This window comes from Pseudoflavonifractor gallinarum (assembly GCF_014982855.1).
GTDB lineage: Bacteria > Bacillota > Clostridia > Oscillospirales > Oscillospiraceae > Pseudoflavonifractor_A > Pseudoflavonifractor_A gallinarum.
Genome location: NZ_JADCKF010000004.1, coordinates 123,140 through 147,074, shown reverse-complemented (window position 1 = coordinate 147,074; position 23,935 = coordinate 123,140). Strand labels below are relative to the sequence as shown.

The 23,935-nt window shown below is 62.2% G+C and carries 23 protein-coding genes and 3 tRNA genes; 12 read left to right on the top strand and 14 right to left on the bottom strand.

From position 1 onward, the window contains the following. Positions 1 to 16 precede the first annotated feature (16 nt). From INF37_RS06000 to INF37_RS05965, 8 genes are all read left to right on the top strand, one after another. Positions 17 to 961, top strand: a complete 945-nt coding sequence (locus INF37_RS06000) for a Gfo/Idh/MocA family oxidoreductase (protein WP_193537086.1) — start codon at positions 17 to 19, stop codon at positions 959 to 961. 47 nt (positions 962 to 1,008) lie between these two features. After that, the gene (locus tag INF37_RS05995) at positions 1,009 to 2,688 is read left to right on the top strand and encodes a peptide ABC transporter substrate-binding protein (RefSeq protein ID WP_193537085.1); all 1,680 of its coding nucleotides are present in this window, start codon (positions 1,009 to 1,011) and stop codon (positions 2,686 to 2,688) included. Between the two features lie 195 nt (positions 2,689 to 2,883). After that, a complete protein-coding gene (locus tag INF37_RS05990) occupies positions 2,884 to 3,822 on the top strand; it encodes an ABC transporter permease (RefSeq protein ID WP_193537083.1) in 939 nt (312 codons plus the stop codon). 2 nt (positions 3,823 to 3,824) lie between these two features. Continuing rightward, positions 3,825 to 4,766, top strand: a complete 942-nt coding sequence (locus tag INF37_RS05985; RefSeq protein WP_101691213.1) for an ABC transporter permease — start codon at positions 3,825 to 3,827, stop codon at positions 4,764 to 4,766. A gap of 9 nt (positions 4,767 to 4,775) precedes the next feature. Further along, positions 4,776 to 5,771: an ABC transporter ATP-binding protein gene (locus INF37_RS05980; protein ID WP_101691214.1), complete on the top strand. Its 996-nt coding sequence runs from the start codon at positions 4,776 to 4,778 to the stop codon at positions 5,769 to 5,771. Further along, positions 5,771 to 6,742 (top strand): ABC transporter ATP-binding protein, encoded by a 972-nt coding sequence (locus tag INF37_RS05975; RefSeq protein ID WP_101691215.1) that lies wholly within the window; start codon positions 5,771 to 5,773, stop codon positions 6,740 to 6,742. The genes INF37_RS05980 and INF37_RS05975 overlap by 1 nt, the downstream gene beginning before the upstream one ends. A gap of 78 nt (positions 6,743 to 6,820) precedes the next feature. Beyond that, positions 6,821 to 8,182 (top strand): leucyl aminopeptidase family protein, encoded by a 1,362-nt coding sequence (locus tag INF37_RS05970; RefSeq protein WP_235964233.1) that lies wholly within the window; start codon positions 6,821 to 6,823, stop codon positions 8,180 to 8,182. A 1-nt stretch (position 8,183) separates the two neighbouring features. Further along, a complete protein-coding gene (locus tag INF37_RS05965) occupies positions 8,184 to 10,637 on the top strand; it encodes a transglutaminase-like domain-containing protein (protein ID WP_193537081.1) in 2,454 nt (817 codons plus the stop codon). Positions 10,638 to 10,722: 85 nt separating this feature from the next. Here the strand turns inward: INF37_RS05965 and INF37_RS05960 are convergent, their stop codons facing one another. The 9 genes from INF37_RS05960 to INF37_RS05920 form a co-directional block, all read right to left on the bottom strand. Further along, positions 10,723 to 11,301 carry a histidine phosphatase family protein gene (locus INF37_RS05960; protein ID WP_193537079.1) on the bottom strand — a complete coding sequence of 193 codons (579 nt, stop codon included), beginning with the start codon at positions 11,299 to 11,301 and terminating at the stop codon, positions 10,723 to 10,725. Between the two features lies 1 nt (position 11,302). Then, positions 11,303 to 11,665, bottom strand: coding sequence for a bifunctional adenosylcobinamide kinase/adenosylcobinamide-phosphate guanylyltransferase (locus INF37_RS05955; RefSeq protein WP_193537078.1), 363 nt, complete (start codon positions 11,663 to 11,665; stop codon positions 11,303 to 11,305). Next, the gene (locus tag INF37_RS05950) at positions 11,662 to 12,420 is read right to left on the bottom strand and encodes an adenosylcobinamide-GDP ribazoletransferase (RefSeq protein ID WP_193537076.1); all 759 of its coding nucleotides are present in this window, start codon (positions 12,418 to 12,420) and stop codon (positions 11,662 to 11,664) included. The genes INF37_RS05955 and INF37_RS05950 overlap by 4 nt, the downstream gene beginning before the upstream one ends. Beyond that, positions 12,402 to 12,935 carry a bifunctional adenosylcobinamide kinase/adenosylcobinamide-phosphate guanylyltransferase gene (locus INF37_RS05945; RefSeq protein WP_193537075.1) on the bottom strand — a complete coding sequence of 178 codons (534 nt, stop codon included), beginning with the start codon at positions 12,933 to 12,935 and terminating at the stop codon, positions 12,402 to 12,404. The genes INF37_RS05950 and INF37_RS05945 overlap by 19 nt, the downstream gene beginning before the upstream one ends. A gap of 8 nt (positions 12,936 to 12,943) precedes the next feature. Continuing rightward, the gene (locus tag INF37_RS05940; RefSeq protein WP_193537073.1) at positions 12,944 to 13,642 is read right to left on the bottom strand and encodes a histidine phosphatase family protein; all 699 of its coding nucleotides are present in this window, start codon (positions 13,640 to 13,642) and stop codon (positions 12,944 to 12,946) included. Between the two features lie 162 nt (positions 13,643 to 13,804). Then, positions 13,805 to 14,623, bottom strand: a complete 819-nt coding sequence (locus INF37_RS05935; protein ID WP_193537071.1) for a hypothetical protein — start codon at positions 14,621 to 14,623, stop codon at positions 13,805 to 13,807. 121 nt (positions 14,624 to 14,744) lie between these two features. Then, on the bottom strand, positions 14,745 to 16,601 hold the full coding sequence (locus tag INF37_RS05930) for a heavy metal translocating P-type ATPase (RefSeq protein WP_193537069.1): 1,857 nt from the start codon (positions 16,599 to 16,601) through the stop codon (positions 14,745 to 14,747). A 58-nt stretch (positions 16,602 to 16,659) separates the two neighbouring features. Further along, positions 16,660 to 16,878: a heavy-metal-associated domain-containing protein gene (locus INF37_RS05925; RefSeq protein WP_101691224.1), complete on the bottom strand. Its 219-nt coding sequence runs from the start codon at positions 16,876 to 16,878 to the stop codon at positions 16,660 to 16,662. Positions 16,879 to 16,905: 27 nt separating this feature from the next. After that, positions 16,906 to 17,286, bottom strand: coding sequence for an ArsR/SmtB family transcription factor (locus INF37_RS05920; protein ID WP_193537067.1), 381 nt, complete (start codon positions 17,284 to 17,286; stop codon positions 16,906 to 16,908). Between the two features lie 146 nt (positions 17,287 to 17,432). Here INF37_RS05920 and INF37_RS05915 point away from each other — a divergent pair, with 146 nt between their 5' ends. The 3 genes from INF37_RS05915 to INF37_RS05905 all read left to right on the top strand — a co-directional run bounded on the left by INF37_RS05915 (position 17,433) and on the right by INF37_RS05905 (position 19,883). After that, the gene (locus INF37_RS05915) at positions 17,433 to 17,909 is read left to right on the top strand and encodes a pyridoxamine 5'-phosphate oxidase family protein (protein ID WP_193537065.1); all 477 of its coding nucleotides are present in this window, start codon (positions 17,433 to 17,435) and stop codon (positions 17,907 to 17,909) included. A gap of 133 nt (positions 17,910 to 18,042) precedes the next feature. Then, positions 18,043 to 18,118 (top strand) — tRNA-Ala (locus INF37_RS05910). A gap of 100 nt (positions 18,119 to 18,218) precedes the next feature. Next, positions 18,219 to 19,883 carry a nucleoside kinase gene (locus tag INF37_RS05905; protein ID WP_353654809.1) on the top strand — a complete coding sequence of 555 codons (1,665 nt, stop codon included), beginning with the start codon at positions 18,219 to 18,221 and terminating at the stop codon, positions 19,881 to 19,883. A 119-nt stretch (positions 19,884 to 20,002) separates the two neighbouring features. Here the strand turns inward: INF37_RS05905 and INF37_RS05900 are convergent. The 5 genes from INF37_RS05900 to INF37_RS05885 all read right to left on the bottom strand — a co-directional run bounded on the left by INF37_RS05900 (position 20,003) and on the right by INF37_RS05885 (position 22,290). After that, a tRNA-Leu gene (locus INF37_RS05900) sits at positions 20,003 to 20,090 on the bottom strand. A gap of 128 nt (positions 20,091 to 20,218) precedes the next feature. Further along, positions 20,219 to 20,545, bottom strand: coding sequence for a hypothetical protein (locus INF37_RS05895; protein WP_193537063.1), 327 nt, complete (start codon positions 20,543 to 20,545; stop codon positions 20,219 to 20,221). Between the two features lie 165 nt (positions 20,546 to 20,710). Further along, a complete protein-coding gene (locus INF37_RS05890) occupies positions 20,711 to 21,217 on the bottom strand; it encodes a hypothetical protein (protein ID WP_193537061.1) in 507 nt (168 codons plus the stop codon). Positions 21,218 to 21,474: 257 nt separating this feature from the next. Next, complete coding sequence (locus INF37_RS15925) at positions 21,475 to 21,672, bottom strand: YlcI/YnfO family protein (protein ID WP_286167290.1); 198 nt, start codon at positions 21,670 to 21,672, stop codon at positions 21,475 to 21,477. A 531-nt stretch (positions 21,673 to 22,203) separates the two neighbouring features. Further along, positions 22,204 to 22,290: transfer RNA gene (locus tag INF37_RS05885), tRNA-Leu, on the bottom strand. 228 nt (positions 22,291 to 22,518) lie between these two features. On the opposite strand from INF37_RS05885, the gene INF37_RS05880 reads away from it, so the two are divergent. After that, positions 22,519 to 23,919: a hypothetical protein gene (locus INF37_RS05880; RefSeq protein ID WP_193537059.1), complete on the top strand. Its 1,401-nt coding sequence runs from the start codon at positions 22,519 to 22,521 to the stop codon at positions 23,917 to 23,919. Positions 23,920 to 23,935: the final 16 nt, after the last annotated feature.

Here is a 23,935-nt window from a genome sequence, read left to right as displayed (position 1 = left end):
AGGAGGAGGGCACGGGATGGAAGTCCTGATCTGGGGCACCGGAAATATGGCCCGCCTCCACAGCGCGCGGCTGGCCCGGCGGACGGATGTGACCATCACGGCGGTGATCAGCCGGCGGGGCGGGGGAGAACCCCTGCCCGGGGCATCAGGCACCCGCATCCTGGCCGGCCCGGAGGAGCTGGAAACCCTCCCCCGCCGTCCGGATCTGGCGGTGATCTGTCTGCCCAGCGATCTGCACCGCTCTGCGACAGAGGCGCTGATGGGGCGCGTGCCCCATATCCTGTGTGAAAAACCGGCGGCCCTCTCTCTGGAGGACGCCATCGCCATGGCGGACCGGGCAGAACAGACCGGCACCACTCTCGCGGTGGCCCAGGTGCTGCGCTCGTGGGATGCCTATGAGGCCCTCTCCCACCGGCTCACGGCGGGGCGGGAGCGGCTGCACACCTTGACCCTCTGGCGGCGGCAGCCCCGGCCGGACTGGAGCGACGGGGGCTGGCTGGCCGATCCAAAGCGCTCGGGCGGGGTCCTCTTTGATCTGGCCATCCACGATGTGGACTATGTGGTCTCCCTGTTTGGACCGCCCGAGCGGGTGGAGGCCTCCGAAGGACCGGGAGGGGAGAGCGTGACCCTGTTTCTCCGCTATCCCACCTTCTGCGCGGTGCTCTACGCCTCCTGGTGTCTTCCATCCGGCTTTGCCTCCGGACTGGAGGCGGGGGTGGAGGCCGCCTTTACCGATGAACTCATCCGGTTTGACAGCCGCCTGGCCTCCGACCGCTGGCGGCGGTATACGCCCCAGGGAATGGAGGAGGAGTGCTTCCCCACCTGGGACCCCTATGGGCGGCAGATCGACACCTTGCTGGAGGAGCTCCGCGGGGGACGCAGTCCGGGAAGGCTGGATATCCGCACGGTTTTGCCGGCGCTGGCTGTCTGCCAGCAGGCGGAGCAACTGATTTCAGGTTAAGTATGCACATGCATTTTAACAAATCCAAGACAAGAGGAGAATGAAACATGAAGAAAAAGCTCGTTTCTACCGTCCTAGCTTCGGCACTTCTGGTGTCGACGCTGGCGGGCTGCGGGTTCACCGGCGGCGATACCGGAAGCGGTACTCCCACCACCAGCGGTGACCCCGGAACCGCCACCACCACCCGCGATACTCTGGTCTACTATGACAGCAATGAGATCCGTACCCTGGTCCAGTGGGCCGCTTCGGATACTCAGTCCTTCACCATCCTGAACAACACCTTTGAGGGCCTGTTCCGTCTGGACGCCAACCACGAGCCCGAGAAGGCCCTGTGTGAGGATTACACCGTCTCCGAGGACGGCCTCACCTATACCTTTACCCTGCGCGAGGGCCTGGAGTGGTCCAACGGCACTCCCCTGACCGCCAACGACTTTGTGTTTGCCTGGCTCAAGCAGATGAGCGCGGATGCCACCAACGGCTACAACTTCATCATGACCGACTACATCGTCAACGGCGCTGAGTACGGCGAGAACAAGGTCTCCGCCGAGGAAGTGGGCGTCAAGGCGGTGGACGACCGCACCCTGGAAGTCCACCTGAAGAATCCCACCCCCTACTTCCTGTACCTGACCACCCTGAGCATGTACTTCCCCCTGAACGAGGCCTTTGTCACCGAGCAGGGCGACAACTACGGCATCAAGGCCGAGAACATGATCTACTGCGGTCCCTATGTCATCACCAGCTATGACCCCGCCGTGGGCACCACGCTGAAGAAGAACGACAAGTACTGGGACGCTGAGAACGTGGCCATCCCCAACGTGGAAGTCAAGATCATCAAGGACGCCTCCGCTGCCCTGAACGCCTATCAGGCCGGTACTCTGGACAAGGTCAACCTGTCCTCCTCCGACGTGGCCAAGTACAAGGACGATCCCGAGTTCCACACCGTGACCGAGTTCCGCGTCACCTACCTCCAGTACAACATGGAGGACCCCGCTCTGAGCAACGCCAACATCCGTAAGGCTCTGGGCTACGCCATTGACCGCTCCATCCTGGCTGACACCATCCTGGCCGACGGCTCCGCTGCCTCTGAGGGCCTGGTCTCCTTCGGCGTGTCCGGCAGCGATGAGGGCACCTTCCGTGAGCTCAACGGCAACATCTCTTCCTTCGATCCCGACCTGGCCAAGGAGTACTGGGAGAAGGGCGTGGCCGAGCTGGGTTCCGAGCCCAAGCTCTCCCTGCTCATCGCCGACGACTCCGTGACCAAGAACATCGCTACCTTCGTTCAGAGCCAGTTCCGCGACAACCTGGGCATTGAGGTCGCCATCGACTCCAAGACCAGCAAGGCCCGCAACGAGCTGATGGACAACAACAACTATCAGTTCGCCATCACCGCCTGGGGCGCTGACTACGACGACGCCATGACCTTCCTGGATCTGTGGATCGCCGACGCCAAGACCGGCAAGAGCACTCCCTACCGCGGCAACTATGCCAACCCCGCTTACAGCGAGCTGATCCTCTCCGCCAAGGCTGACGCCAACGCCGAGACCCGCCTGCAGAGCATGCTGGACGCCGAGAAGCTGCTGGTGGAGGAGGACGCCGTGGTGTCCCCCCTGTACTACAAGGGCTTTGCCTACCTGCAGAGCGCGGAGGTCCAGGACCTGATCATGCACCCCCTGGGCAGCCCCGTCGAGTTCAAGTTCGCGCACTTTGCTGACAGCGCGGAGGGCTAATCTGCCTCTTCCGCTTCCACTCTCCGGGGCCGGGAATCATCCCGGCTCCGGGGAGACCCACGGCACAGACTCGTATCTGAGCCGTGGCGGGAGGCCGAGCAGGGGTTCGACCTTCTGCCACGGTTCCAGATCCATACCCGGTCCGCAGCGCGGGCCTCAATTCTTTAAACTCCAGAAAGGAACGGGGGAAGCAGAATGTTAAAATACATTGGCAAGCGCCTGGTGTATCTTGTGCTTACGCTCCTTATTATCATCACAGTCACCTTCTTCCTGATGAAGAAGCTCCCCGGCACGCCGTTTGATACCGAGCGCTTCTCCATGCTGGCGCCTGAGCAGCAGGAGATCATGCTGGAAAAATACGGTCTGAATGATCCGGTGCCGGTGCAGTACATCAAGTACCTGGGCAACCTCATCCGGGGCGACCTGGGCACGTCTTTCCTGTACACCGGCCGTCCGGTGGCCGACGTCATCTTCAGCCGTCTTGGTCCGTCCATGCTCATCGGCATCCAGGCGGTGCTGCTGGGCCTGGCGGTGGGACTCACCCTGGGTATCATCGCCGCCTGGAAGCATAACAGCGGCATCGACTACTTTACCATGGTCATCGCCGTGCTGGGCGTGAGTGTGCCCAACTTCGTTGTGGCCGCCCTGCTGCAGTACTATGTGGGCCTTCAGTGGGGAATCCTGCCGGTGGCCTTCTGGACCAACTGGGCCTGTTCGGTGCTGCCCTCCATCGCCCTCTCCTTCAGCGCCACGGCCATGTTTGCCCGGTTCATCCGCACCGAGATGCTGGACGTGCTGGAGCAGGACTACATCACCACTGCCCGGGCCAAGGGCCTGAGCCAGTTCAAGGTCCTCATGGTCCATGCCGTGCGCAACTCCATCATCCCGGTGGTCACCATCCTGGGCCCCGTGGTGGTCAACCTGCTCACCGGCTCTCTGGCCGTGGAGAGCATCTACTCGGTCCCCGGCATCGGCTCTCTGTTCGTGGACTGCATCAAGAACAACGACTACTCCACCATCATGGGCATTACGGTGTTTTACAGCGCCTTCTACATCTTTGTCATCATGGTCGTGGATATCCTCTATTCCGTGATCGATCCCCGGATCCGCATCCAGGGCAGTAAGGAGGGATGAGCATGAACCAGGAAAAGAACATGGACTATCAGAACATCCCCCGGGAGCTCTTTACCAAGGTGCAGGTGGATCAGGGCGAGCGCGAGCGGATCGGCCGCCCCAGCCTCACCGCCTGGCAGGACGGCTGGATCCGTCTGAAGCAGAACAAGGCCGCCGTGGTGAGCCTCTTTGTCATCATCGCCATCGTGGCTCTGGCCATCCTGGGCCCTGTGTTCAGCCCCTATAACTTTGCACAGACCGATTACAGCGCCACCTACCAGGGCCCCAGCCTGGCCCATCTCTTCGGCACGGACATGTACGGCCGCGACCAGTTCACCCGTATCTGGTACGGCACCCGCATCTCCCTGCTCATCGGTTTTGTGGCCGCCTGCCTGGACCTCTTCGTGGGCGTGACCTACGGTGCGGTCTCCGCCCTGCTGGGCGGCAAGGTGGACGCCATCATGCAGCGCATCATTGAGATCCTGGTCGGCATCCCCCACCTCATCATCGTGATCTTGCTGATGATGGTGCTGCCCGCCGGTGTGGGCACCATCATCGTGGCGCTGGCCATCACCGGCTGGGTCAACATGGCCCGTCTGGTGCGCGCCCGCATCCTCCAGCTCAAGAACCAGGAGTTCGTCATGGCGGCCGAGGTGCTGGGTACCTCCCAGAAGAACATCATCCTGCGCCACCTGATCCCCAACACCGTGGGCATCATCGTGATTAACGCCATGTTTACCATCCCCAGCGCCATCTTCACCGAGGCCTTCCTCAGCTTCATCGGTATCGGCCTGTCCGAGCCCCAGGCCTCCCTGGGCGTTCTGATCAACAACGGTTATTCCGTGCTTCAGAGCTATCCCTATCTGCTGATCTGCCCCGCCATCGTGATCATTCTGATCATGGTCTGTTTCAGCATCCTGGGCGACGGCCTGCGTGACGCCCTGGATCCCAGAATGAGTAAGTAGGTGAGACACATGGATGATATTTTGAGAGTAGAAGATCTCCATGTGGAGATCAAGACCCACCACGGACTGGTCAAGGCCGTGCGCGGTGTGGACTTTTATCTGAAGAAGGGCGAGACCCTGGCCATCGTGGGCGAGTCGGGCTGCGGCAAGTCCATCAGCGTGAAGGCCACCATGCGCCTGCTCCCCTCCAACGGCCGGATCTCCGGCGGCAGCGTGAAGCTGGAGGGCCGGGAGCTCACCCAGCTCACCGAGCGGGAGATGCTCAAGATCCGGGGCAGCGACATCGCCATGATCTTCCAGGACCCCATGACCAGCCTGAACCCCACCATGACCGTGGGCAAGCAGATCGTGGAGATGCTCAAGGCTCACCGCAAGGACATGAGCAAGGAGCAGATGAAGGCCCGGGCCCTGGAGCTCATCGAGCTGGTGGGCATCTCCAACCCGGAGATGCGCTACAAGCAGTATCCCCATGAGCTCTCCGGCGGTATGCGCCAGCGCATCGTCATCGCCATCGCCCTGGCCTGTGACCCCAAGGTCCTCATCGCCGACGAGCCCACCACCGCCCTGGACGTGACCATCCAGGCCCAGATCCTGGACCTGATGAAGGAGCTTCAGAGCAAGATCGACACCTCCATCATCATCATCACCCACAACCTGGGTGTGGTGGCCAACATCGCCCAGCGGGTGTGCGTCATGTACGGCGGCACCGTGGTGGAGACGGGCAGCGTGGAGGACATCTTCTACCGTCCCCAGCATCCCTACACCAAGGGCCTGCTGGCCGCGGTGCCCAAGCTCCATGAAAAGACGGACAAGCTCCACACCATCCTGGGCACGCCCCCGGATCTGATGAATCCGCCCAAGGGCTGCCCCTTTGCGGCCCGGTGCGCCCACACCATGAAGGTGTGCCAGGAGTACCGTCCCGTCTTTACGGAGTTTGAAGCGGGCCACACCTCCGCCTGCTGGCTCCACGACGCCAGATGTCAACCGGAGGGGGAGAATCAGTGATGAATGACAAGAACGTATTGGTTTCCGTCCAGCACCTGAAGAAGTACTTCCCCGTGGGGAAGAAGCAGACCCTCAAGGCCGTGGACGACGTGACCTTTGACATCTACAAGGGCGAGACCCTGGGCCTCGTGGGCGAGTCGGGCTGCGGCAAGTCCACCCTGGGCCGCACCGTCATCCAGCTCTACAAGCCCACCGACGGCAAGGTCATCTTTGACGGCAAGGAAGTGGTGGGCAAGCAGAGCGCTGCCGAACACAAGGAGTTCACCCGCCGGGTGCAGATGGTCTTCCAGGACCCCTATGCCTCTCTGAATCAGCGCATGAAGGTCATGGACATCGTGGCCGAGGGCATCGACAACCACGGCCTGGCCAAGGACCGCAAGGAGCGGGAGGAGATGGTCATCCGCCTGCTGGAGACCGTCGGCCTCCAGCGGGAGCACGCCAACCGCTTCCCCCACGAGTTCTCCGGCGGCCAGCGTCAGCGTGTGGGCATCGCCCGCGCCCTGGCTGTGAATCCCGACTTCATCATCGCCGACGAGCCCATCTCCGCTCTGGACGTGTCCATCCAGGCCCAGGTCATCAACCTGTTCCAGGACCTCCAGAAGGAACGGGGACTCACCTATCTCTTCATCGCCCATGACCTCTCCATGATCAAGCACATCTCCGACCGTGTGGGCGTCATGTATCTGGGCAGCATGGTGGAGCTGACCACCAGCGACGAGATCTTTGAGCATCCCCTCCACCCCTATACCCAGGCCATGTTCTCGGCCATCCCTCTGGCCGACCCCAAGCTGGAGACCAGCCGCAAGCGCATCATGCTCCACGGCAGCATCCCCAGCCCCGTGAACCTGGGCCCCGGCTGCCGCTTTGCCGGCCGCTGCCCCTACGCCACCGACCGGTGCCGTCAGGAGAGCCCGGCCTTCCAGGAAGTGGCCCCCGGTCACTTTGTGGCCTGCCACGAGGTGCAGAAGTAATAGAATCAGCACCGCCCTGTCCGCCTGCGGCGGGCGGGGCGGTTTTGTTTTCCATGTTAAGATCAGGAGGAATTGAACATGATCGAACGCTATCAGGGACAGAACATACCGTGGAAGCTGCGCCTTCAGGCCTGCGGCGGAAAGGCGGGCCAGCAGGTCCAGCCCGGCGAGGGCTGCTGCGTGCTCACCGCGGAGCTGGGCGAGAGCGGCAAGGTGACCGCCGAGCAGATCCGCGTGGCCGCCGCCAAGGGGGTCAAGGCCATCCGGGATCTGGGCGGCTCCGGCATCGTGCTGGACGGGGCCGGAGTCCACGCCGTGCTGGGCGCGGCGGGTGTGGCCGCCATGGTTCAGGGTGCTGAGCTGGCCCTCTACCGCACCGAGTCCTGGAAGGAAGAGGGTCCCGCCGTAGCCCTCTATCTGGACGCCCCCGACGGATGTGAAGCGGCCCTCCGGGAGACCGACATCCTCACCCGGGCCATCTGCTTTGCCCGGGATCTGGTCAACTGCCCGGCCAACAAGCTCACCCCCGACGACATGGCCCGCCGGATGGTGAAGGAGGCCCAGGCCCTGGGCATCGAGACCGAGGTGCTGGATGAGGCCCAGGCCCGTGCTCTGGGCATGGAGGCCTTCCTCACCGTGGGGACCAGCGCCGCCCACGCTCCCCGGCTCATCGTCCTGCGCTACAAGGGCGGCAAGGAGGGGGAGGCCCCCATCGCCCTGGTGGGCAAGGGCGTGACCTGCGACACCGGCGGATACTGCCTCAAGGCCTCCAGCTCCATGAAGGGCATCAAGGGCGACATGGCGGGCGGCGCGGCTGTGTGTGGCGCGCTGCTGGCGCTGGCGGCGAATCAGGTGCCCGTCAACGTCACCGTGGTCATCCCCTCCGTGGAGAACCGTATCTCCCCCGAGAGCTTTATCCCCGGCGATGTGATCGGCTCCATGTCGGGCAAGACCATTGAGGTGGGCAACACCGACGCCGAGGGCCGCCTCATCCTGGCCGACGCCGTGACCTACGCCGTGGAGAAGGAGGGGGCCGCCAAGGTGGTGGACATCGCCACCCTCACCGGGGCCGTGGTGGGCATGTTCGGCTTCACCACCGCCGGCTTCCTCTCCAACGACGAGGACTTCTGCGCCGCCTTCCAGAGCGCCTATGGCCGCAGCGGCGAGCAGTACTGGCGCCTGCCCGCTTTCCCCGAGTACCGGAAGATGATCGAGAGCCCCGTGGCCGATGTGTCCAACGTCTCCACCGACGGCTGCGGCACCATCACCGCCGGTCTCTTCATCGGCGCCTTTGTGGAGGAGCGCCCCTGGATCCACATTGACATCGCGGGTACCGCCTGGGTGGATTCCCCCCGCTGGGCCTATCAGACCAACGGCGCCACCGGCGCGGGCGTGACCACCCTGTATGAGCTGTGCAAGGGCTATGCCCGGGAGGACTGAGATGGAGCGATGGAATGAACGGCTGTGCGCCCTGACGGACGAGCAGCGCCGGGCCATGGAGTTTTTGATGACCCACCTGCCCGAGAGCGATCTGGACCAGTATCCCTTTGACCTCTTCCTGCAATTTGTAGACCACGCCCTCCACCTGCGTGCCCATACCGCCTGGTGCGGGGCGCTGGAGGAGGAGATCTTCTACCACTATGTCCTCTTCCCCCGGGTGAACGACGAGGACCTGTCCTTCCACCGCGCCCTCTTCCACGACGCCCTCCGCGCCCGGATCGAGCCCCTGCCCACCGTGGCGGAGAAGGTGCTGGAGGTCAACCGCTGGTGCCATGAGAACGCCTCCTACCAGTTCCAGGATGACCGCACCGCCTCCCCCCTCACCGTGTTCCGCAGCGGGAGCGGCCGCTGCGGAGAGGAGTCTGCCTTCCTGGTCTCCACCCTGCGCAGCGTGGGCATCCCCGCCCGGCAGGTGTACTCCCCCCGCTGGGCCCACTGTGACGACAACCACGCCTGGGTGGAAGCCCTGTGTGACGGCGAGTGGCGCTTCCTGGGCGCCTGCGAGCCCGAGCCCATTCTGGACCGGGGCTGGTTCAACACCGCCGCCTCCCGGGCCATTCTGGTCCACTCCCGGCTCTTCGGCGCGGGGAGCTCCCACCTCCACGGCGCGCCCCTAGGCACCGACGGGGCGGTGACCTGGTACAACCAGACCGAGCGCTATGCCCGCACCCGGACCTATACCTTCCGGGCGGAGCGGGACGGGCTGCCCGCCGCCGGGGCCCGATTCCAGCTCCAGGTCCTCAACGAGGCCAGCTTCCACACCATCGCCACCCTGACCGCGGACGAGCGGGGAGAGGCCCGGGCCCAGCTGGGCCTTGGCGATCTCCATGTGCTGTGCACCCTGGACGGCCTGCGTGCCGAGGGGGACTGCGTGGACGGTGCCGTGGTCCTGGAGCTGGTCCACCCCGCCATGGAGGAGACCGACTGGGCCGAGTTTGACGTCCACGCCCCCAAGGACGAGCCCATCCATCCCGCCCTCCTGACCGCCGAGCAGAAGGCCGCGCGGGCCGCCGAGCTGGTCCGGGGCGCGGAGCTGCGGGAGGCGCGCATCGCCTCCCACTACCATCCCGGCCAGGGAAAACCCGAGTGGGAGGACCTGCTCAAGGCCGCCCGGGGGAACGCCCCGGTGCTGCTGGCCTTCCTGGAGCGGGACGGCGATCCCCGCCGGGAGACCATGCTCCGCAGCATCACCGCCAAGGACCTGCGGGATGTCACCGATGAGATCCTGGAGGACCACCTCCGCAACGCTCCGCCCCAGGGAGAGATGCCAGGGGAGCTCTACGGGCCCTATGTACTCTCGCCCCGCATCCAGATCGAGTGCCTCACCCCCTGGCGGGGCGCGCTGCTCCAGGCCCTGAGCGAGGGGGAGAAGGCGGCCTTCCGTGCCTGCCCGGCCGCCCTCTGGACGGCGCTGGAGGAGCGGATGGACCCGGCAGTAGAGAAGGTCTACGCCGGAGAGATCACCGGCCTGGTCTGGACGCCCATGGAGGCGTGGCAGGCCATGCGCTGCGACGGGCGGAGCCTGCGCATCCTCTATGTGGCCATCCTGCGCGCCCTGGGTGTCCCCGCCCGTCTGCGTGCCCTAGATGGCATGCCGGAATTCTGGCAGGACGGGGCCTTCCACACCGTCCGTGCGGAGGCCCTGGGTACCCTGCGGCTGACCCAGAGCGAGGGTCCTGCTCCCCTCTACCGTCAGAACTGGAGCCTCTCCCGCCGGGTATCGGGCGGGTGGAAGCTCCTCACCCTCTCCGACGAGGGATGGAGCGATGGGGAATATGCCTTAAAGCTCCCCGCGGGACAGTACCGGCTGATGACTTCGGTGCGCCTGCCCAACGGCAACCAGTTTGCCGCCCGGCGGGAGCTGGTGGTCCGGGCGGGGGAGGAGACCTGCTCCGACCTGCGCCTGCGGCCCTTCGCGCTGGAGGATCTGCTGGGCTGCCAGGACCTGCCCCTCATGACCGGGCGCACCCTGTACACCGAGGAGTCCGTGACCACTGAGGTCATCCCGGCGGACGGACGGCCCACCCTCCTCTTCTGGCTGGAGGAGGGCAACGAGCCCACCGAGCACGTGCTTAACGAGCTCTCCGCCGGACAGGAGGCCCTGGAGGCCCTGCCGGTGAACGTGGTGTTCCTTCTGCGGGGCGAGGAGAGCCTGAAGCAGCGCACCCTGGCCGGTGTGCTGGCCAAGTGGCCGGGCCTGCGGGTGCTGGAAGATGACTGGGCCTTCGATCTGGAGACCGTGGCCCGGCACCTGACCTGCGATCCGGACCGTCCGCCCCTGGCGGTGGCCTGCAACGGAAAGGGCCAGGCGGTCTACGGTGTGAGCGGGTACCATGTGGGCTCGGTGGAGCTCCTGACCCGCATCGCCGCCCATCTCTGCGAGGAGAAGGCCTGATCCCGGTGTTTCCATAGAAGCAAAAATAGAGCGCCCCCCGGCGCAGCACATGCTGCGCCGGGGGGCGCTTTTTCTCTGTGGAAATTCAGAACTGCTCGACGATACGGAGAAGGCCGTTCTCCTCGGTACAGAGGTAGCCTCCGCCGTTGGAGACATGGTAGTCGAAATAGGGCCGCTCCGGTCGGGCGAAGGCGGAGAGGATGGCCATGATGGTGCCGCCGTGGACCACCAGAGCGGTGCGTCCCGGGGCGGGATGTTGCAGCAGGGGGGCGAAGGCGGCGCGGCACCGGGCCATAAAGGCGTCCGGGTGTTCCCCCTCCGGGATGGGCCCGGCGCAGTTCCCCTCCACCCAGGCACGGTAGCGGGGATCCTGTTCCAGGTCCTGAAAGTTCTTCCCCTCAAAGACGCCGAAGTCGCACTCCCGGAATTCCTCCACGGGGGTGGGGGTGAGGTGGGGGAAGCAGAGAGCGGCGGTCTCCCGGCAGCGGAGCATGGGGCTGACGAAGAGGCGCTGGGCAGTAAAGCGCTCCGGACAAGCCTCCCGGGCAGCGCGCAGGGCCTCGATCCCGGCGGGACAGAGGGGCTCGTCGGTCCGCCCGCCCACATAATTGCTTCTCAGATTGCCGGCCGTCCGGCCGTGGCGCAGGAAGAGAAATTCCGTCATATCACTTCAGCCTCCATCCCAGTCCGCAGACCACCCGCTCCACCCGCTCGGCGCTGGCCGCCAGGCGGCACAGGGCCCGGCCGGTCTCCTCCCGCCAGCGGCGCTCAAAGGGGTCCAGCGGGACCACGCCCAGGCCGATCTCGTCGCACAGGATGACGGCGTCCGGATTCTCGGCCAGCAGACGGTCCACATATTGCCCCAGATCCTCCTCACGCTCCAGCAGGGTGCGGCAGATGCGGTGGAACTGGTCCACCGCCGGGGCGGAGAGGGCCTCTTCCGGGGTACAGAGCCGGGGAGAGAGGCCGGTCTGTTCCTTCACATAGGCGGCCTTGCCCTGATGGGCGCCGCCGACATACAGCTTCATACAAACCTCCAGGTGAGGGCGACGGCCAGGGCCATGGACAGCTCGGCCAGCTGCACGAAATACCCGGCCAGGTCTCCCGTAATGCCGCCGAACTGGCGGTAGGACATGCGGCGGTAGTGGAGCAGGCACAGGGCCGCCGCCAGGGCCGCGGTGCCCCCGGACACCGGGGAGAGCCAGACCATCCCGGCCACGGACAGGACGAGAAAGACCAGCATGACCGCGGTCACCGCGCTCTTGTGGGAGGCGTCGGCAAAGGCCTGGAGCATCCCGGAGGGCCGTGCCCCCTTCAGATTGGCCAGGGCCAGACCGCTCATGGCCCGGGAGAGCACAAAGCCCAGGGCCAGCACGCCAAAGCTCCGCAGTGCCTCCGGCTGGGTCAGGGCGCCCAGATCCAGCACCAGCCACACGCCGCAGAAGATGACGGCAAAGGCCCCGGTGTGGGAGTCCTTGAGGATCTCCAGCTTGCGCTCCCGGGTCTGGTGGGAGGAGAGGGCGTCCACCGTGTCGCAGAAGCCGTCCATGTGGATGCCCCCCGAGGCCAGCAGGGGGAGGACCACGCAGCCGGCCGCCCGCAGGAAGGAATTGAGCCCCAGCTGGGCGCACAGCCAGACCCAGAGCAGGAAGAGCGCGCCGATGACGGCCCCGATGAGGGGGAAGAAGCAGATGGCGTATTTCATATTCTTCTCGCTCCACTCCACCTGGGGCATGGGGAGGCGGGAGTAGGTGGAGAAGGCGATCACGAGGGAGTGGAACATGGGATCTCTCCTTTCAGGACCAGCGGCAGTCCGCAGACCACCTCTACCACCAGGTCGGCCCGCCGGGCCAGCTTCCGGTCCAGCTCGCCCAGAAGGGCGAGAAAGGCCTGGGTGGAGGGATCGTATTCGATGCCGTCGGAGGTGATTTCATTGCTGACCACCACCAGGTGGGTACAGCGGTCGGCCAGGGCGGAGAGCTCCGACCACAGCACGTCCCCGCAGTGCTCCGGACACTGGGGAGAAAAGAGCCGGTTGGCCACCAGATTGGACAGGTCCTCCAGCAGGACCGTATCCGAGGGGGAGATGGGCAGGCCGCCCAGCCCGTCGGGGCACTCCAGCGTGTCAAAGCCCTTGTGGGCGCGCATGGCGCGGTGCCGGGCGATGCGGCGCTGGGCCTCCTCCCCGAAGGGGCGCATGGTGGCGAGGTAGCGCTTGGGACCCGGACACAGGGTGCAGGAGAGCCCCTCCGCCCAGGCGGATTTTCCGCTCCCGCTCCCGCCGGTCACGAGGGCCACCACGGCGCTCACCGGGCGGGGACGGCGGAGCCGTCCAGATAGCGGGTGTCGTTGAGCTCCAGGGCCTGAAAGCCGTCATCCGCAAAGCGGAAGCGGCACACGCTTGCGTTGTGGAGCATGGCGGCCTCCTCCATACGATCGGGGCAGAGCAGGTGGATGAGGAGCTTGATGGACAGGGCGTGGGAGACCACCAGCACATTCCCGCCCCCCTGCCCGGCGGTCTCCCGGGCGATGGAGGAAAGGCCCTCCAACAGGCGGGCGCGCAGGGTATCATAGGACTCGCTCATACCGGTGGAGTCCAGGTGGGTGTGGATGCTCTCCACCGCCTCGGGGAGCCGGGCATTGAGCTCCCGAATGGAGATGGGGCGGCCGTCCCGCCCCAGGAGGGAGGAGAGAAACTGCCGGTTGGGCAGGCCCTCCATATCGCCCAGGCACCACTCCCGCAGGCGGCGGTCGGTGTGCAGGGGAAGGGCCTGCTGGCCCATATGGTCCAGGAGGATGCGTCCGGTGTCCCGGGCCCGTCCGCTGTCGCTGGACCAGGCCGCGGAAAAGACCACGCCGGAGCGGGAGAGCCCAAGGCCCAGCTGGGCGGCAGCCTCCTCCCCGGCGGGGGTGAGGGGGGAGTCGGCCCATCCCTGGGCCCGGTCCAGGAGATTGAACATGGTCTGTCCGTGGCGCACCACGTAGAGCATGGTTTCTTGCGTCAAATTTGTCACCTTCTGTCCGTTAATGTTCAACAGACCCTATTATAGCATACTGGGGGGAGGCCTGGGAGAAAAAATGGATACCGGTCCAAAAAAGAGAACGAGCGGGGCGCTTCCGAAAAGGGGAAGCGCCCCGCTCGAAGGGCTTTTGGGAGGGTTCTGCGCTCAGCCGTCCAGGGCGGCGCGGTTTGCATTTGCCGTTTCCAGACCGGCGTCCCGGTCGTACCCGTAGACATAGCGCAGCTCATAGGGAGAGGAAATCTCGATGGCAGTCACCGTGCCGTCCTTGAGGTAGAAGGTGATGTCCCGGCAGTCGTTGTTCTCCTGGGTATAGGGCTGCCAGGTGTAGGCGCAGTCAAAGGAGGGGGAGAGGTCGGATTCGGGCTCCAGAGACCAGATGCCGGGGCTGGCCTCCTGGGCGGTGAGATAGTAGAGCTGCTCGGGATAGGCCCGGAGCAGGTCGGCCTCGCTGCTGCCCACCGCCACCTCCCGGACGGTTTTCATCCCGGGGATGTCGGTCCAGAGGTAGGAGAGATACTCCAACTGGTCGGGCTCATAGTAGTGGGTGCCCACCAGAAGGGTGCCGCTCTCCAGCGTGGCGCGGTACTGCCGGAGGCGGTAGGGGGTCATGCCGTCCCCGTCGGCGGTGGTCTCCACCGCGCCCTCCAGCTGGTTCACATAGGGTTCATAGAGGAGGAACATGCCCCGCCCGGGCAATTCCCGGCCGGTGAGGGAGAATTCATCCGATACCTGCCGGTCATACCGCTCGGAGAAGAAGAAGTCATAGAGGTAGGCCATGTCCTGAGGCAGGTCCTCCGGCATGGTGGGGCGGTCCCCCTTCCCGTCGTCGAGGATGAGCGGGGCGGACGCGGACGGACTGGGGAGGAGAGAGGGGGTGGGGGTAGGCTCTTCCACGCCGGGGGAAGTACAGGCGGCCAGGGAGAAGAGCAGGGACAGCGCGATGGGAACGGCAGATCGTTTCATCTTGACACCCTCCTTACCATAAGTTCCTGGGTTGAGCTGGTCGGGACCGGGCATTCCTCTTTCTACTTTCATCATACCAGCCGCTGAGGCCAGATGCAAGGAGAAAGGGGCGATTTTGCGCTCAGGAGGGCTCGGAGGGGGAGTGAAGGGCACGCATGGAGTTGAGAATGGCGATGACCGAGACTCCCACGTCGGCAAAGACGGCCTCCCACATGTTGGCAAGGCCAAAGGCCCCCAGGCCCAGTACCAGGAATTTTACCCCAAGGGCAAAGACGATATTCTGCCGGACGATGGAGCGGGTCTTGCGGGCGATCCGGATGGCCAGGGCGATCTTGGAGGGCTTGTCGTCCATGAGGACCACGTCGGCGGCCTCGATGGCGGCGTCTGAGCCCAGTGCGCCCATGGCGATGCCGATGTCGGCCCGGGAGAGGACGGGGGCGTCATTGATGCCGTCCCCCACGAAGGCCAGGGCCCCTCTGGGGGAGGTCTGGCGGAGCAGGTCCTCCACCCGGTCCACCTTGTCGGCCGGGAGAAGCTGGGCGTGGACCTCGTCCAGTCCCAGCCGGCGGGCCACGTCCTCCCCCACGGCCTGGGCATCTCCCGTGAGCATGACGGTCTTGCGCACGCCGCAGGCGCGGAGGGCCTGGATAGCATCGGCGGCGTCCTCCTTGACCTGATCCGAGATGACCAGATGGCCCATATAGACGCCGTCCACCGCCACGTGGACGGTGGTGCCCACCTGGTGGCAGGGATGCCAGGCGATGCCGATCTCCTCCATCAGGGTGTCATTGCCCACGCAGACGGTCCGGCCGTCCACCTGGACCTGGACGCCCCGGCCGGAGCGCTCCTCCACGCCGGTGACCCGGCTGGTGTCCAGTTCGGCCCCGTAGGCCTCCCGGATGGAGTGGGCGATGGGGTGGTCGGACCAGGATTCCGCCAGGGCGGCCAGCTCCAGCAGATCGGCCTCGCGCTCCTGCTCCGGGTGGATGGCGGTGACGTTGAACACGCCTCGGGTGAGGGTACCGGTCTTGTCAAAGACCACGGTCTCGGTGTTGGCCAGGGCCTCCAGATAGTTGCCGCCCTTGATCAGGATACCGGCCCGGGAGGCCCCGCCGATGCCGCCGAAAAAGGCCAGGGGGACCGAGATGACCAGGGCGCAGGGGCAGGAGATGACCAGGAAGGAGCAGGCCCGGCCCAGCCAGTCACCCCACCCGCCCTGGAAGAAGAGAGGAGGGATCAGGGCCAGCAGGACGGCGGCCACCACCACGGCAGGGGTGTAGTACCGGGCGAACTTGGTGATGAAGGCCTCAGCCCGGGCTTTGCGTCCCGAGGCGTTCTCCACCAGCTCCAGGATGCGGGCCACGGTGGACTCCTCAAAGGGCTTGGTCACCTGGACCCGGAGCAGTCCGGTCAGGTTGATGCACCCGCTGATCACGTCGGCGCCCGGGGAGACGCTCCGGGGGAGGGATTCGCCGGTGAGGGCGGCGGTATCCAGGGCGGAGGAGCCCTCCAGAATGACCCCGTCCAGGGGGACGCGCTCCCCGGGCTTGATGACAAGAATGTCACCGGAGGAGACCTCTTCCGGGTCCACCTCCTCCAGTGCGCCGTTCCGCTCCACCCGGGCCACGTCCGGGCGAATGTCCATCAGCGCGGCGATGGACCGGCGGGACCGCCCCACCGCGCAGGACTGGAAGAGCTCTCCCACCTGGTAGAAGAGCAGGACGAACACGGCCTCGGGGTATTCTCCGATGGCCAGGGCGCCCACTGTGGCCAGGGACATGAGAAAATGCTCGTCAAAGATCTGACCCCGGGTCAGGTTGCGCACCGCCCGCCAGAGGACGTCCCAGCCGATGACCCCGTAGGGGATCAGAAAGAGCAGAAGGCGGGGCAATCCCTGGGCCGGGATCAAAAGGGCGATGAGAAACAGCACTCCGGCGGCGAGGATCCGCCAGAGCATCTTTTTTTGTCTGGAATCCATGGTTGACCTCCTGTCGGGAAATCATTCCCGTCTTTGCAAACTGGATCGAGAACGCGGCTCAGATGTGGAGCACACAGTCGGGCTCAATCTTTTTGCAGATCTTGGCCGCCTCCTGAAGGATGGCGTCGAACCGCTCGTCGTCGGCATCCAGGGTCATTTTCTGGGAGAAGAAGCTGACCGACACGCTGTGGACGCCGTCGAGCTTGGCGATGGCCGCCTCCATTTTGGCGGCGCAGTTGGCACAGTCCAGATTGGTAAAGGAAAAACGTTTTTTCATGGTGAGATCTCCTTTCTGAATGGGGGCTTACTCGGCTACGTGCTCCATGCCCTGGTCCAGGATGGTGCGCACATGGGAATCGGCCAGGGAGTAAAAGACGGTCTTCCCCTCCCGGCGATACTTGACCAGCTTGCTCTGCTTGAGGGAGCGGAGCTGGTGGGAGATGGCGGATTGGGACATGCCCAGCAGCGTGGCGATGTCGCACACGCACATCTCGGCCTCAAAGAGGACATAGAGGATCTTGATGCGGGTGGAGTCTCCAAAGATCTTAAAGAGCTCAGCCAGATCGTAGAGGATCTCCTCATCGGGCATGGTCTCGTTGACCTGTGCGACAATGTCCTCGTGTACATGCATATAGTCGCAGTGGTCCAGATCCTGGGCTTGGGACGGGGAATCGGGGAGGGACATGGTGCATACTCCTTTCTTTCTCAAAATATATGAGCTATTGTTCATATGTAATTATATACGGTGTTGGGGAAATGTCAAGGGGAAATCTTGCGCGGGTGAGCGGGATGAGATATAGTAGACACAAGAAAAAGATGGGAGGAAACGATATGCGGCGAAAAGACCGTGCATTGGAGCGGGAAGCGGCGCTCCGGATTTTGGATCAGACGGAGTGGATGACCCTATCCATGACACAACCGGATGGAACGCCATATGCCGTACCGGTCAACATGACCCGGGCAGGGGAGTGGCTCTATTTTCACTGTGCGAGAGAGGGCAAGAAGATCGACTGTCTGCGCGCCTGTCCCCAGGTCTGCGTCACGGCGGTGGGCCATGCCCGGGTGATCCCCGAGCAGTACACCACCGAATATGAGAGCGCAGTGGTCTTTGGAACGGCGGAAGAGGTGCTGGAGGAAGCGGCGCGCTGGGAGGGACTGCGGGTGTTCAGCCAGAAGTTCCGTCCCGAGCCGGAGGAGGAGTTCCGGGCACAGAACCGGGGCTGTTTTTTACAGACCGCCCTGTTCCGGATCCGTATTCAGGAGATCTGGGGGAAGGGCTGGAGAGCGCCCGCCAGGCCCGAACCGTGAGAAAAAGAGAACGGCCCCTGCTGTGCTGGAGCAGGGGCCAAAAAAAGAGAAAGAAAATGCTTGACAAATGTGGAAGAGGCGGGTATAATATCCTACGTTGAGTCGCCGGTCCGGCGGCACGGCAAGTGAATATGGGGGTATAGCTCAGCTGGGAGAGCGCTTGAATGGCATTCAAGAGGTCAGCGGTTCGATCCCGCTTATCTCCACCAATTTGAAAGAACAAAAAACTCGTTTCTGAAAAGAAACGAGTTTTTTGCTATACTCCGAACATAAACTACGGGAGACCAAATTGGAAAAGGAGAAGCGCATATGGACCATATGTATTCGGTAACGGTGGACGGCGTCCAACGCCAGTATCCCGCCGGGACTTCCTACCAGACCATTGCCCGGGAGGTACAGGGGGGATACCACAGCGACATTCTGCTGGTGCAGCGGGATGGAAAGCTGTGTGAGCTGCAAAAGAAGCTGGACCGGGACTGCACGCTGCGCATGCTGACCATCCAGGACAAGCCGGGGATGCAGACCTATGAGCGTAGCGTCATTTTCCTGATGCTCAAGGCCTTCTATGATATTGTGGGACGGGATCAGATCGAGCGCATCTGCGTGGAGTACTCCCTGAGCCATGCGCTCTTCATCCGGGCCAAAGGGGCCTTCCAGCTGGACCAGGCTCTGCTGAATCGAGTGGAGGAGCGTATGCGCGAGCTGGCGGAGCAGGCCATCCCCATCCAAAAGCACTCCATTCCCACCGACGACGCTATCGCGCTCTTTGAGGCGCGGAAGCTCCAGGACAAGGCCAAGCTGCTCAGCTGCCGGATCAGTTCCCGGGTCAACTACTATTCTCTAGGGGAGTTTGCGGATTATTTCTATGGCTATATGGTCCCGGACACCGGATATGTGCGGTGCTTTGGGCTGGAGCTGTTTGACTGCGGCTTTGTCCTGCGCCTGCCGGACGTCCAGAAGCCGGATCAGCTGGCCCCCTTTGAGCCCTCGGTCAAGGTGTTCCAGACCATGTACGACGGTGAGCGCAAGGCCGAGGCCCTGCACATCTCCAATGTGGCCGATCTCAACGAGGCCATCTGCCAGGGGGATGCGGCCCAGATCATCCTGACCAGCGAGGCCATGATGGAGAAGAAGATCGGCGACATCGCCGAGACCATTGCACGGCGCAAGGATGTCCGCTTCGTCATGATCGCGGGGCCCTCTTCCTCTGGAAAGACCACCTTCTCCCACCGCCTGTGCACCCAGCTGATGGCCTGCGGACTGCGGCCCCATGCCATTGCCACGGACAACTACTTCAAAAACCGGGAGGAGACCCCCCGGGACGAGCACGGCCAGTATGACTTTGAGAGCCTGGGCGCCATGGATGTGGAGCAGTTCAACACGGATATGTCCCGGCTTTTGCAGGGCGAGACGGTGGAGATGCCCCAGTTCAATTTCAAAAAAGGTATCCGGGAGTACAACGGAAATACCCTGACCCTGGGCGAAAAGGACATTCTGGTCATCGAGGGGATCCACTGCCTGAATGACGTATTTTCTCACTCCCTGCCCAAGGAGAGCAAATTCAAGATCTATATCAGCTGTCTCACCACACTGAATGTCGATGACCACAACCGCATCCCCACCACGGATGCCCGCCTGCTCCGGCGGATCGAGCGGGATGCCAGGACCCGCGGCTATGGGGCACGGGCGACCATTCAGATGTGGCCCTCGGTCCGGCGGGGAGAGGAGGCCAACATCTTCCCCTTCCAGGACAGCGCGGACGTGGTGTTCAATTCGGCCCTGATCTATGAGATCGCCCTGCTCAAGCCCTATATTGAGCCTCTGCTGTTCGGCGTCCCCAAGGACTGCCCGGAATACCTGGAGGCCAAGCGGCTGCTGAAGTTTTTGAGCTATTTCCTCCCCCTGCCCGCGGACGATGTGCCCAAGACCTCGCTGCTGCGGGAGTTCATCGGCGGGGGATGCTACCAGGTATGAGCATACCGTAAAGAACGAAAATACAGATGATAAAAGAGCGGTTCCGTTTTGTGCGGAACCGCTCCTTTGCGTGTGGATCGAAAAAATAAAAGGACATCCGAAAGGATGTCCTTTTATTTTGGTGCACGAGGCGGGACTTGAACCCGCACGTGCGTAATGCACACTAGAACCTGAATCTAGCGAGTCTGCCAATTCCACCACTCGTGCATATCTGCGCCGTGCACCGCTCAGCGCAGGTAATATATTACCACGAGATATTCCGTCTGTCAACCTTTTTTTATTTTTTTCTTTCTGTTTTGAAAACGAGCCCTGGCAGAGGGGAAAACGGCGCGACGTCAATCGAGGTTGGCGGGCTTTTTGCGGCTCTTCCAGAGAGAAAAAGCTCCGCAGCAGAGGAGTGCGATCAGGATCAGCCCCCAGATAAAACAGGTGGTTCCAAAGGCCGGAAAGCGTAGCAGAAGACCGGCTACGCCCCAGAGCGCGGCCTTACACAGCAGGAGGATCCCCTCCGCCCGCCGGGCCGATGGGGCGCTCCGCGCAAAGCGGCCGATCAGCAGGCACCCGAAAAAGAGCACGATCAACAGAATATTCAGCGCGCACTGCATGCACTGCCCGACAAAATAGCTTTCCCATTGGGAAGCGTTGAGGAATCCAATCTCCAAAAGGTGCCTGTACTCCGGAAATTCCCGCACATTCAGGAACAGACACAGGAGTTGGATTACTCCGGCCAAGAAAAGCAGCCATTTTTGATATGGATGTTTCCAATAGGAGAATTCCTTCGGCTCCTTCATGGTACCCCTCCTATTTTTCGCTCCGCAGTTTGGTGTTCACTGTATGATCGCAAGGACCTGAGCGGCCCAGCGCTCCGGTTCAGGAACCCGATAAATGTGGGTTTCTCCGTCGAAAAATAGTTCAAAAGTACCGTACCAATAGGTAAAAGACAGTATTGTGCCGGAGCCGGTGCTTCCGTCGGGAAATGCAATGTCCTCAAAGAGAACATCGACCGTCCATTGAAAATCATCCTCTTCGGTCCGATGGATCCTCGTACCCCTGGGCAGAAGATCCTTGAGACTGCGGCGATAGCTCTGGTCATAGAACAGATCCCAAAGCCGTTCAAATTCTGCACTGTCCTTCGTGATCGTGAAATTGGATTGCTCCGGCTGCATTCCGATTTCATAATACCCCTGGATCTGTGTGCACTGCTCAGGTTTTAACATGGGATAAAGTGCCGGGAGCGTCACGGGTCTTGTGTACCAGGCGTAAGCGCCCAGCAGGAATAAGACGAGTATCCCGGTGAGTGCGAATGAAAGCTTCTTTTTACCTGGATTTTTCATCTCAGATACCTCCCCGCACCTGGGACGCACACTTCACGACTCTTTCTTTCATTTTACCATGACCAAATTCATTTGGAAAGGAGGAGCAGTGTTGGGAGCGGACTGTGTTTGTTATAAAAAAGTCGGAGCAAGCGATACAAAGCTTGCTCCGACTGGAACATCACAACAATATCGATGCAGGGATTCAACCGTGCCCAATAGCAAATCGAAGCTCAGCGCAGCAGAATGAGCGCACGATGAGCTGAACCATCAAAATACTATGGATGCTGGTCCGGACTGGATGTATCTATTTCGCGGACCTCCTCCAAAGCCGCGCGGACCGCAGCGATCACAAAGGCAGAAAACGTGCAATTTTTATTCTGAATTGCCTTTTCCACTCCTTCCACCACATCGCTTGGGAAGCGGATTGTTTTGTTGATCGTAGGCGGCGTGGATGGTATCTGAAATCTGCCCATGGATGTTTCCTCGCAATACATTTGTATTACGATTAGTCTATATCACTATTTCTCGAAAGTATGCATTGCATTTGCAATGCAACTCTGATATGATGGAACAGAGGTGATGTCAATGGCAGAACTTTGTCTGGATTGTTGGAATAAGCTTACAGACTCTGAATACAGTCCCAAGTGCTTCCTTTTCTCCGAAGAACCTGATCTTTGTGAGGAGTGCGGAGAATGGAAAACGGTTATCATTCGCTTCAAAAGACGATACCTTGTGGCGGAATGGTTACACGAGAGATTCAATGGCTTTTCGGATAAACAGAAGAGTGTATAAATGAAAATCGACAAGCCCCTTTAGGGGCTTGTCGATTTTTGAAATATTGCAACAGTATAGATGCCGCAGCGTTCAGGTTTGCACCCGAAACCAAATCGCAGCCCAGCGCAGCGGGTTCGATTTGGAAGCGAAGAGCAGCAGAATGAGCGCGCGATGAGCTTTGCAATGAAATGAAAAAGCTCGTCGCAAGCGATATGTCGCTTGCGACGAGCTGGTGCCGGTAGTCGGACTCGAACCGACACGATGTCGCCACCAACGGATTTTGAGTCCGTCACGTCTACCAATTCCATCATACCGGCGGATCGATTTTATATTATACAGGAAACCATATCGTTTGACAAGAGAAAATTTGCGTCAGAGCAGAAGAAGGGCGGTTGGAAGAGGAGTAAAATTACAATTAGGCATACCATTCGACCGGAAACTATGCTACAATATTCTGTACTGAATGACTGGTCCGGCATATAAAAAGGAGGAAATGCAGATTTCTCCGGCCGTGGCTTGGATTTTTACGTGAGAGGTCACGCACTATGAAAGAACACAAGATCAGGAGGCGGTGCCTCCTGCCTGCGGCGCTGTGTCTGCTGCTGGCAGGGTGCGCCCAGCAGTCAGACGATAACCTGTACCGTCTGCCGGAGCTTCCCCGGGAGTTCAAGAACCTGACCAGCGAGATCAACGAGGTGCTCAGTCAGGGGGCGGAGTACTGCGCACCGCTGGGCGGGGAAAATATTCAGAATATCCAGCTTCAGGATATGGATGGAGACGGCGTGGTGGATTCCGCCATTGCCTTTTTTCGTATGACGGGCGAGGAGAGCCAGCCCAAGATCTATATCTACCGCCAGATGGGGGAGACCTATGAGCTGGAGGCCGTCATCGAGGGCCCGGGGACCGGGATCAATTACATCGACTATGTCAATCTGGATGACTCGCCGGATAAAGAGGTAGTGGTGAGCTGGCAGCTGAGCGATCAGCTCCATTTCCTCTCGGCCTACTCGGTGTCCAGCGAACAGGTGGTGGAGCTGCTGCGGACCGACTACACCGCTTTCAAGCTCTACGACATGGACCGGGATGACAATGAGGAGGTCCTCATCCTCAACACCAAGCCGGAGGGAGGCAGCGAGGTAGAGCTGTATGATTTCCGGGATGGCCTGATGGAGCCGGATTCCGCCGCGCCGCTGTCCAAAAATATCGGTGCAGTACAGGATGAGGGTATGCGCAAGGGCTATCTGCGGGATGCCGTCCCAGCCCTTTTTGTGACCAGCGAGCTGTCCAACGGGATCAACGAGACCAGCAGCGGACAGGTCACCGATATTCTGGTCTGGGAACAGAAGGACCCGAATACGCGCAAGCAGCTGCGCAATATCACGCTCCAGCCGGAGAGCAATACCAGCGAGGGGACCCTCAATATCTACGCGGCCCTCAAACCCACCGACATCAATCAGGACGGCATTCTGGAGCTGGCCACCTCCGCCGCGGTGGAGGAGTACCGCCCCAGCGGCAGCGCCCCGAATTTCTGGCTCAACCGGTGGAGCCAGTATGACATCAGCGGCACTCCATATTATGTGTGCACGACTTATTACAACAAGCAGGACGGATGGTACCTGATCCTGCCGGACGAGTGGGAGGGGAAGATCACCCTCTCCCGCAGCGATGCGGCGGGCGGGGGAGAGCGGGCCGTCATCTTCTCCTACTGGGATAAGGAGAGCGGCGCGGAGCCCATCCCGTTTCTGACCATCTACCGCCTTTCGGGCAGCAACCGGGTGAGCCGGGCCAGCCTGCCCGGCCGGTTCCGGCTGGGAGACAGCGGCGAGGACAATCCCACCGTGATCTATGCCGCCGAGCTGATGGACGGCTGGGATTGCGGCCTGGACGAGGCCGGCGTGCGGGAGCACTTCCGGATCATCCAGACCGACTGGGACTCCTTTGACTGAGGAAGCGCGGAAGGAA

Coding starts and splice junctions, on each gene's coding strand:
- INF37_RS06000 (WP_193537086.1), top strand. CDS start 17: ATGGAAGTCCTGATCTGGGGCACCGGAAATATGGCCCGCCTCCACAGC.
- INF37_RS05995 (WP_193537085.1), top strand. CDS start 1,009: ATGAAGAAAAAGCTCGTTTCTACCGTCCTAGCTTCGGCACTTCTGGTG.
- INF37_RS05990 (WP_193537083.1), top strand. CDS start 2,884: ATGTTAAAATACATTGGCAAGCGCCTGGTGTATCTTGTGCTTACGCTC.
- INF37_RS05985 (WP_101691213.1), top strand. CDS start 3,825: ATGAACCAGGAAAAGAACATGGACTATCAGAACATCCCCCGGGAGCTC.
- INF37_RS05980 (WP_101691214.1), top strand. CDS start 4,776: ATGGATGATATTTTGAGAGTAGAAGATCTCCATGTGGAGATCAAGACC.
- INF37_RS05975 (WP_101691215.1), top strand. CDS start 5,771: ATGAATGACAAGAACGTATTGGTTTCCGTCCAGCACCTGAAGAAGTAC.
- INF37_RS05970 (WP_235964233.1), top strand. CDS start 6,821: ATGATCGAACGCTATCAGGGACAGAACATACCGTGGAAGCTGCGCCTT.
- INF37_RS05965 (WP_193537081.1), top strand. CDS start 8,184: ATGGAGCGATGGAATGAACGGCTGTGCGCCCTGACGGACGAGCAGCGC.
- INF37_RS05960 (WP_193537079.1), bottom strand. CDS start 11,301: ATGACGGAATTTCTCTTCCTGCGCCACGGCCGGACGGCCGGCAATCTG.
- INF37_RS05955 (WP_193537078.1), bottom strand. CDS start 11,665: ATGAAGCTGTATGTCGGCGGCGCCCATCAGGGCAAGGCCGCCTATGTG.
- INF37_RS05950 (WP_193537076.1), bottom strand. CDS start 12,420: ATGTTCCACTCCCTCGTGATCGCCTTCTCCACCTACTCCCGCCTCCCC.
- INF37_RS05935 (WP_193537071.1), bottom strand. CDS start 14,623: ATGAAACGATCTGCCGTTCCCATCGCGCTGTCCCTGCTCTTCTCCCTG.
- INF37_RS05930 (WP_193537069.1), bottom strand. CDS start 16,601: ATGGATTCCAGACAAAAAAAGATGCTCTGGCGGATCCTCGCCGCCGGA.
- INF37_RS05925 (WP_101691224.1), bottom strand. CDS start 16,878: ATGAAAAAACGTTTTTCCTTTACCAATCTGGACTGTGCCAACTGCGCC.
- INF37_RS05920 (WP_193537067.1), bottom strand. CDS start 17,286: ATGTCCCTCCCCGATTCCCCGTCCCAAGCCCAGGATCTGGACCACTGC.
- INF37_RS05915 (WP_193537065.1), top strand. CDS start 17,433: ATGCGGCGAAAAGACCGTGCATTGGAGCGGGAAGCGGCGCTCCGGATT.
- INF37_RS05905 (WP_353654809.1), top strand. CDS start 18,219: ATGGACCATATGTATTCGGTAACGGTGGACGGCGTCCAACGCCAGTAT.
- INF37_RS05890 (WP_193537061.1), bottom strand. CDS start 21,217: ATGAAAAATCCAGGTAAAAAGAAGCTTTCATTCGCACTCACCGGGATA.
- INF37_RS15925 (WP_286167290.1), bottom strand. CDS start 21,672: ATGGGCAGATTTCAGATACCATCCACGCCGCCTACGATCAACAAAACA.
- INF37_RS05880 (WP_193537059.1), top strand. CDS start 22,519: ATGAAAGAACACAAGATCAGGAGGCGGTGCCTCCTGCCTGCGGCGCTG.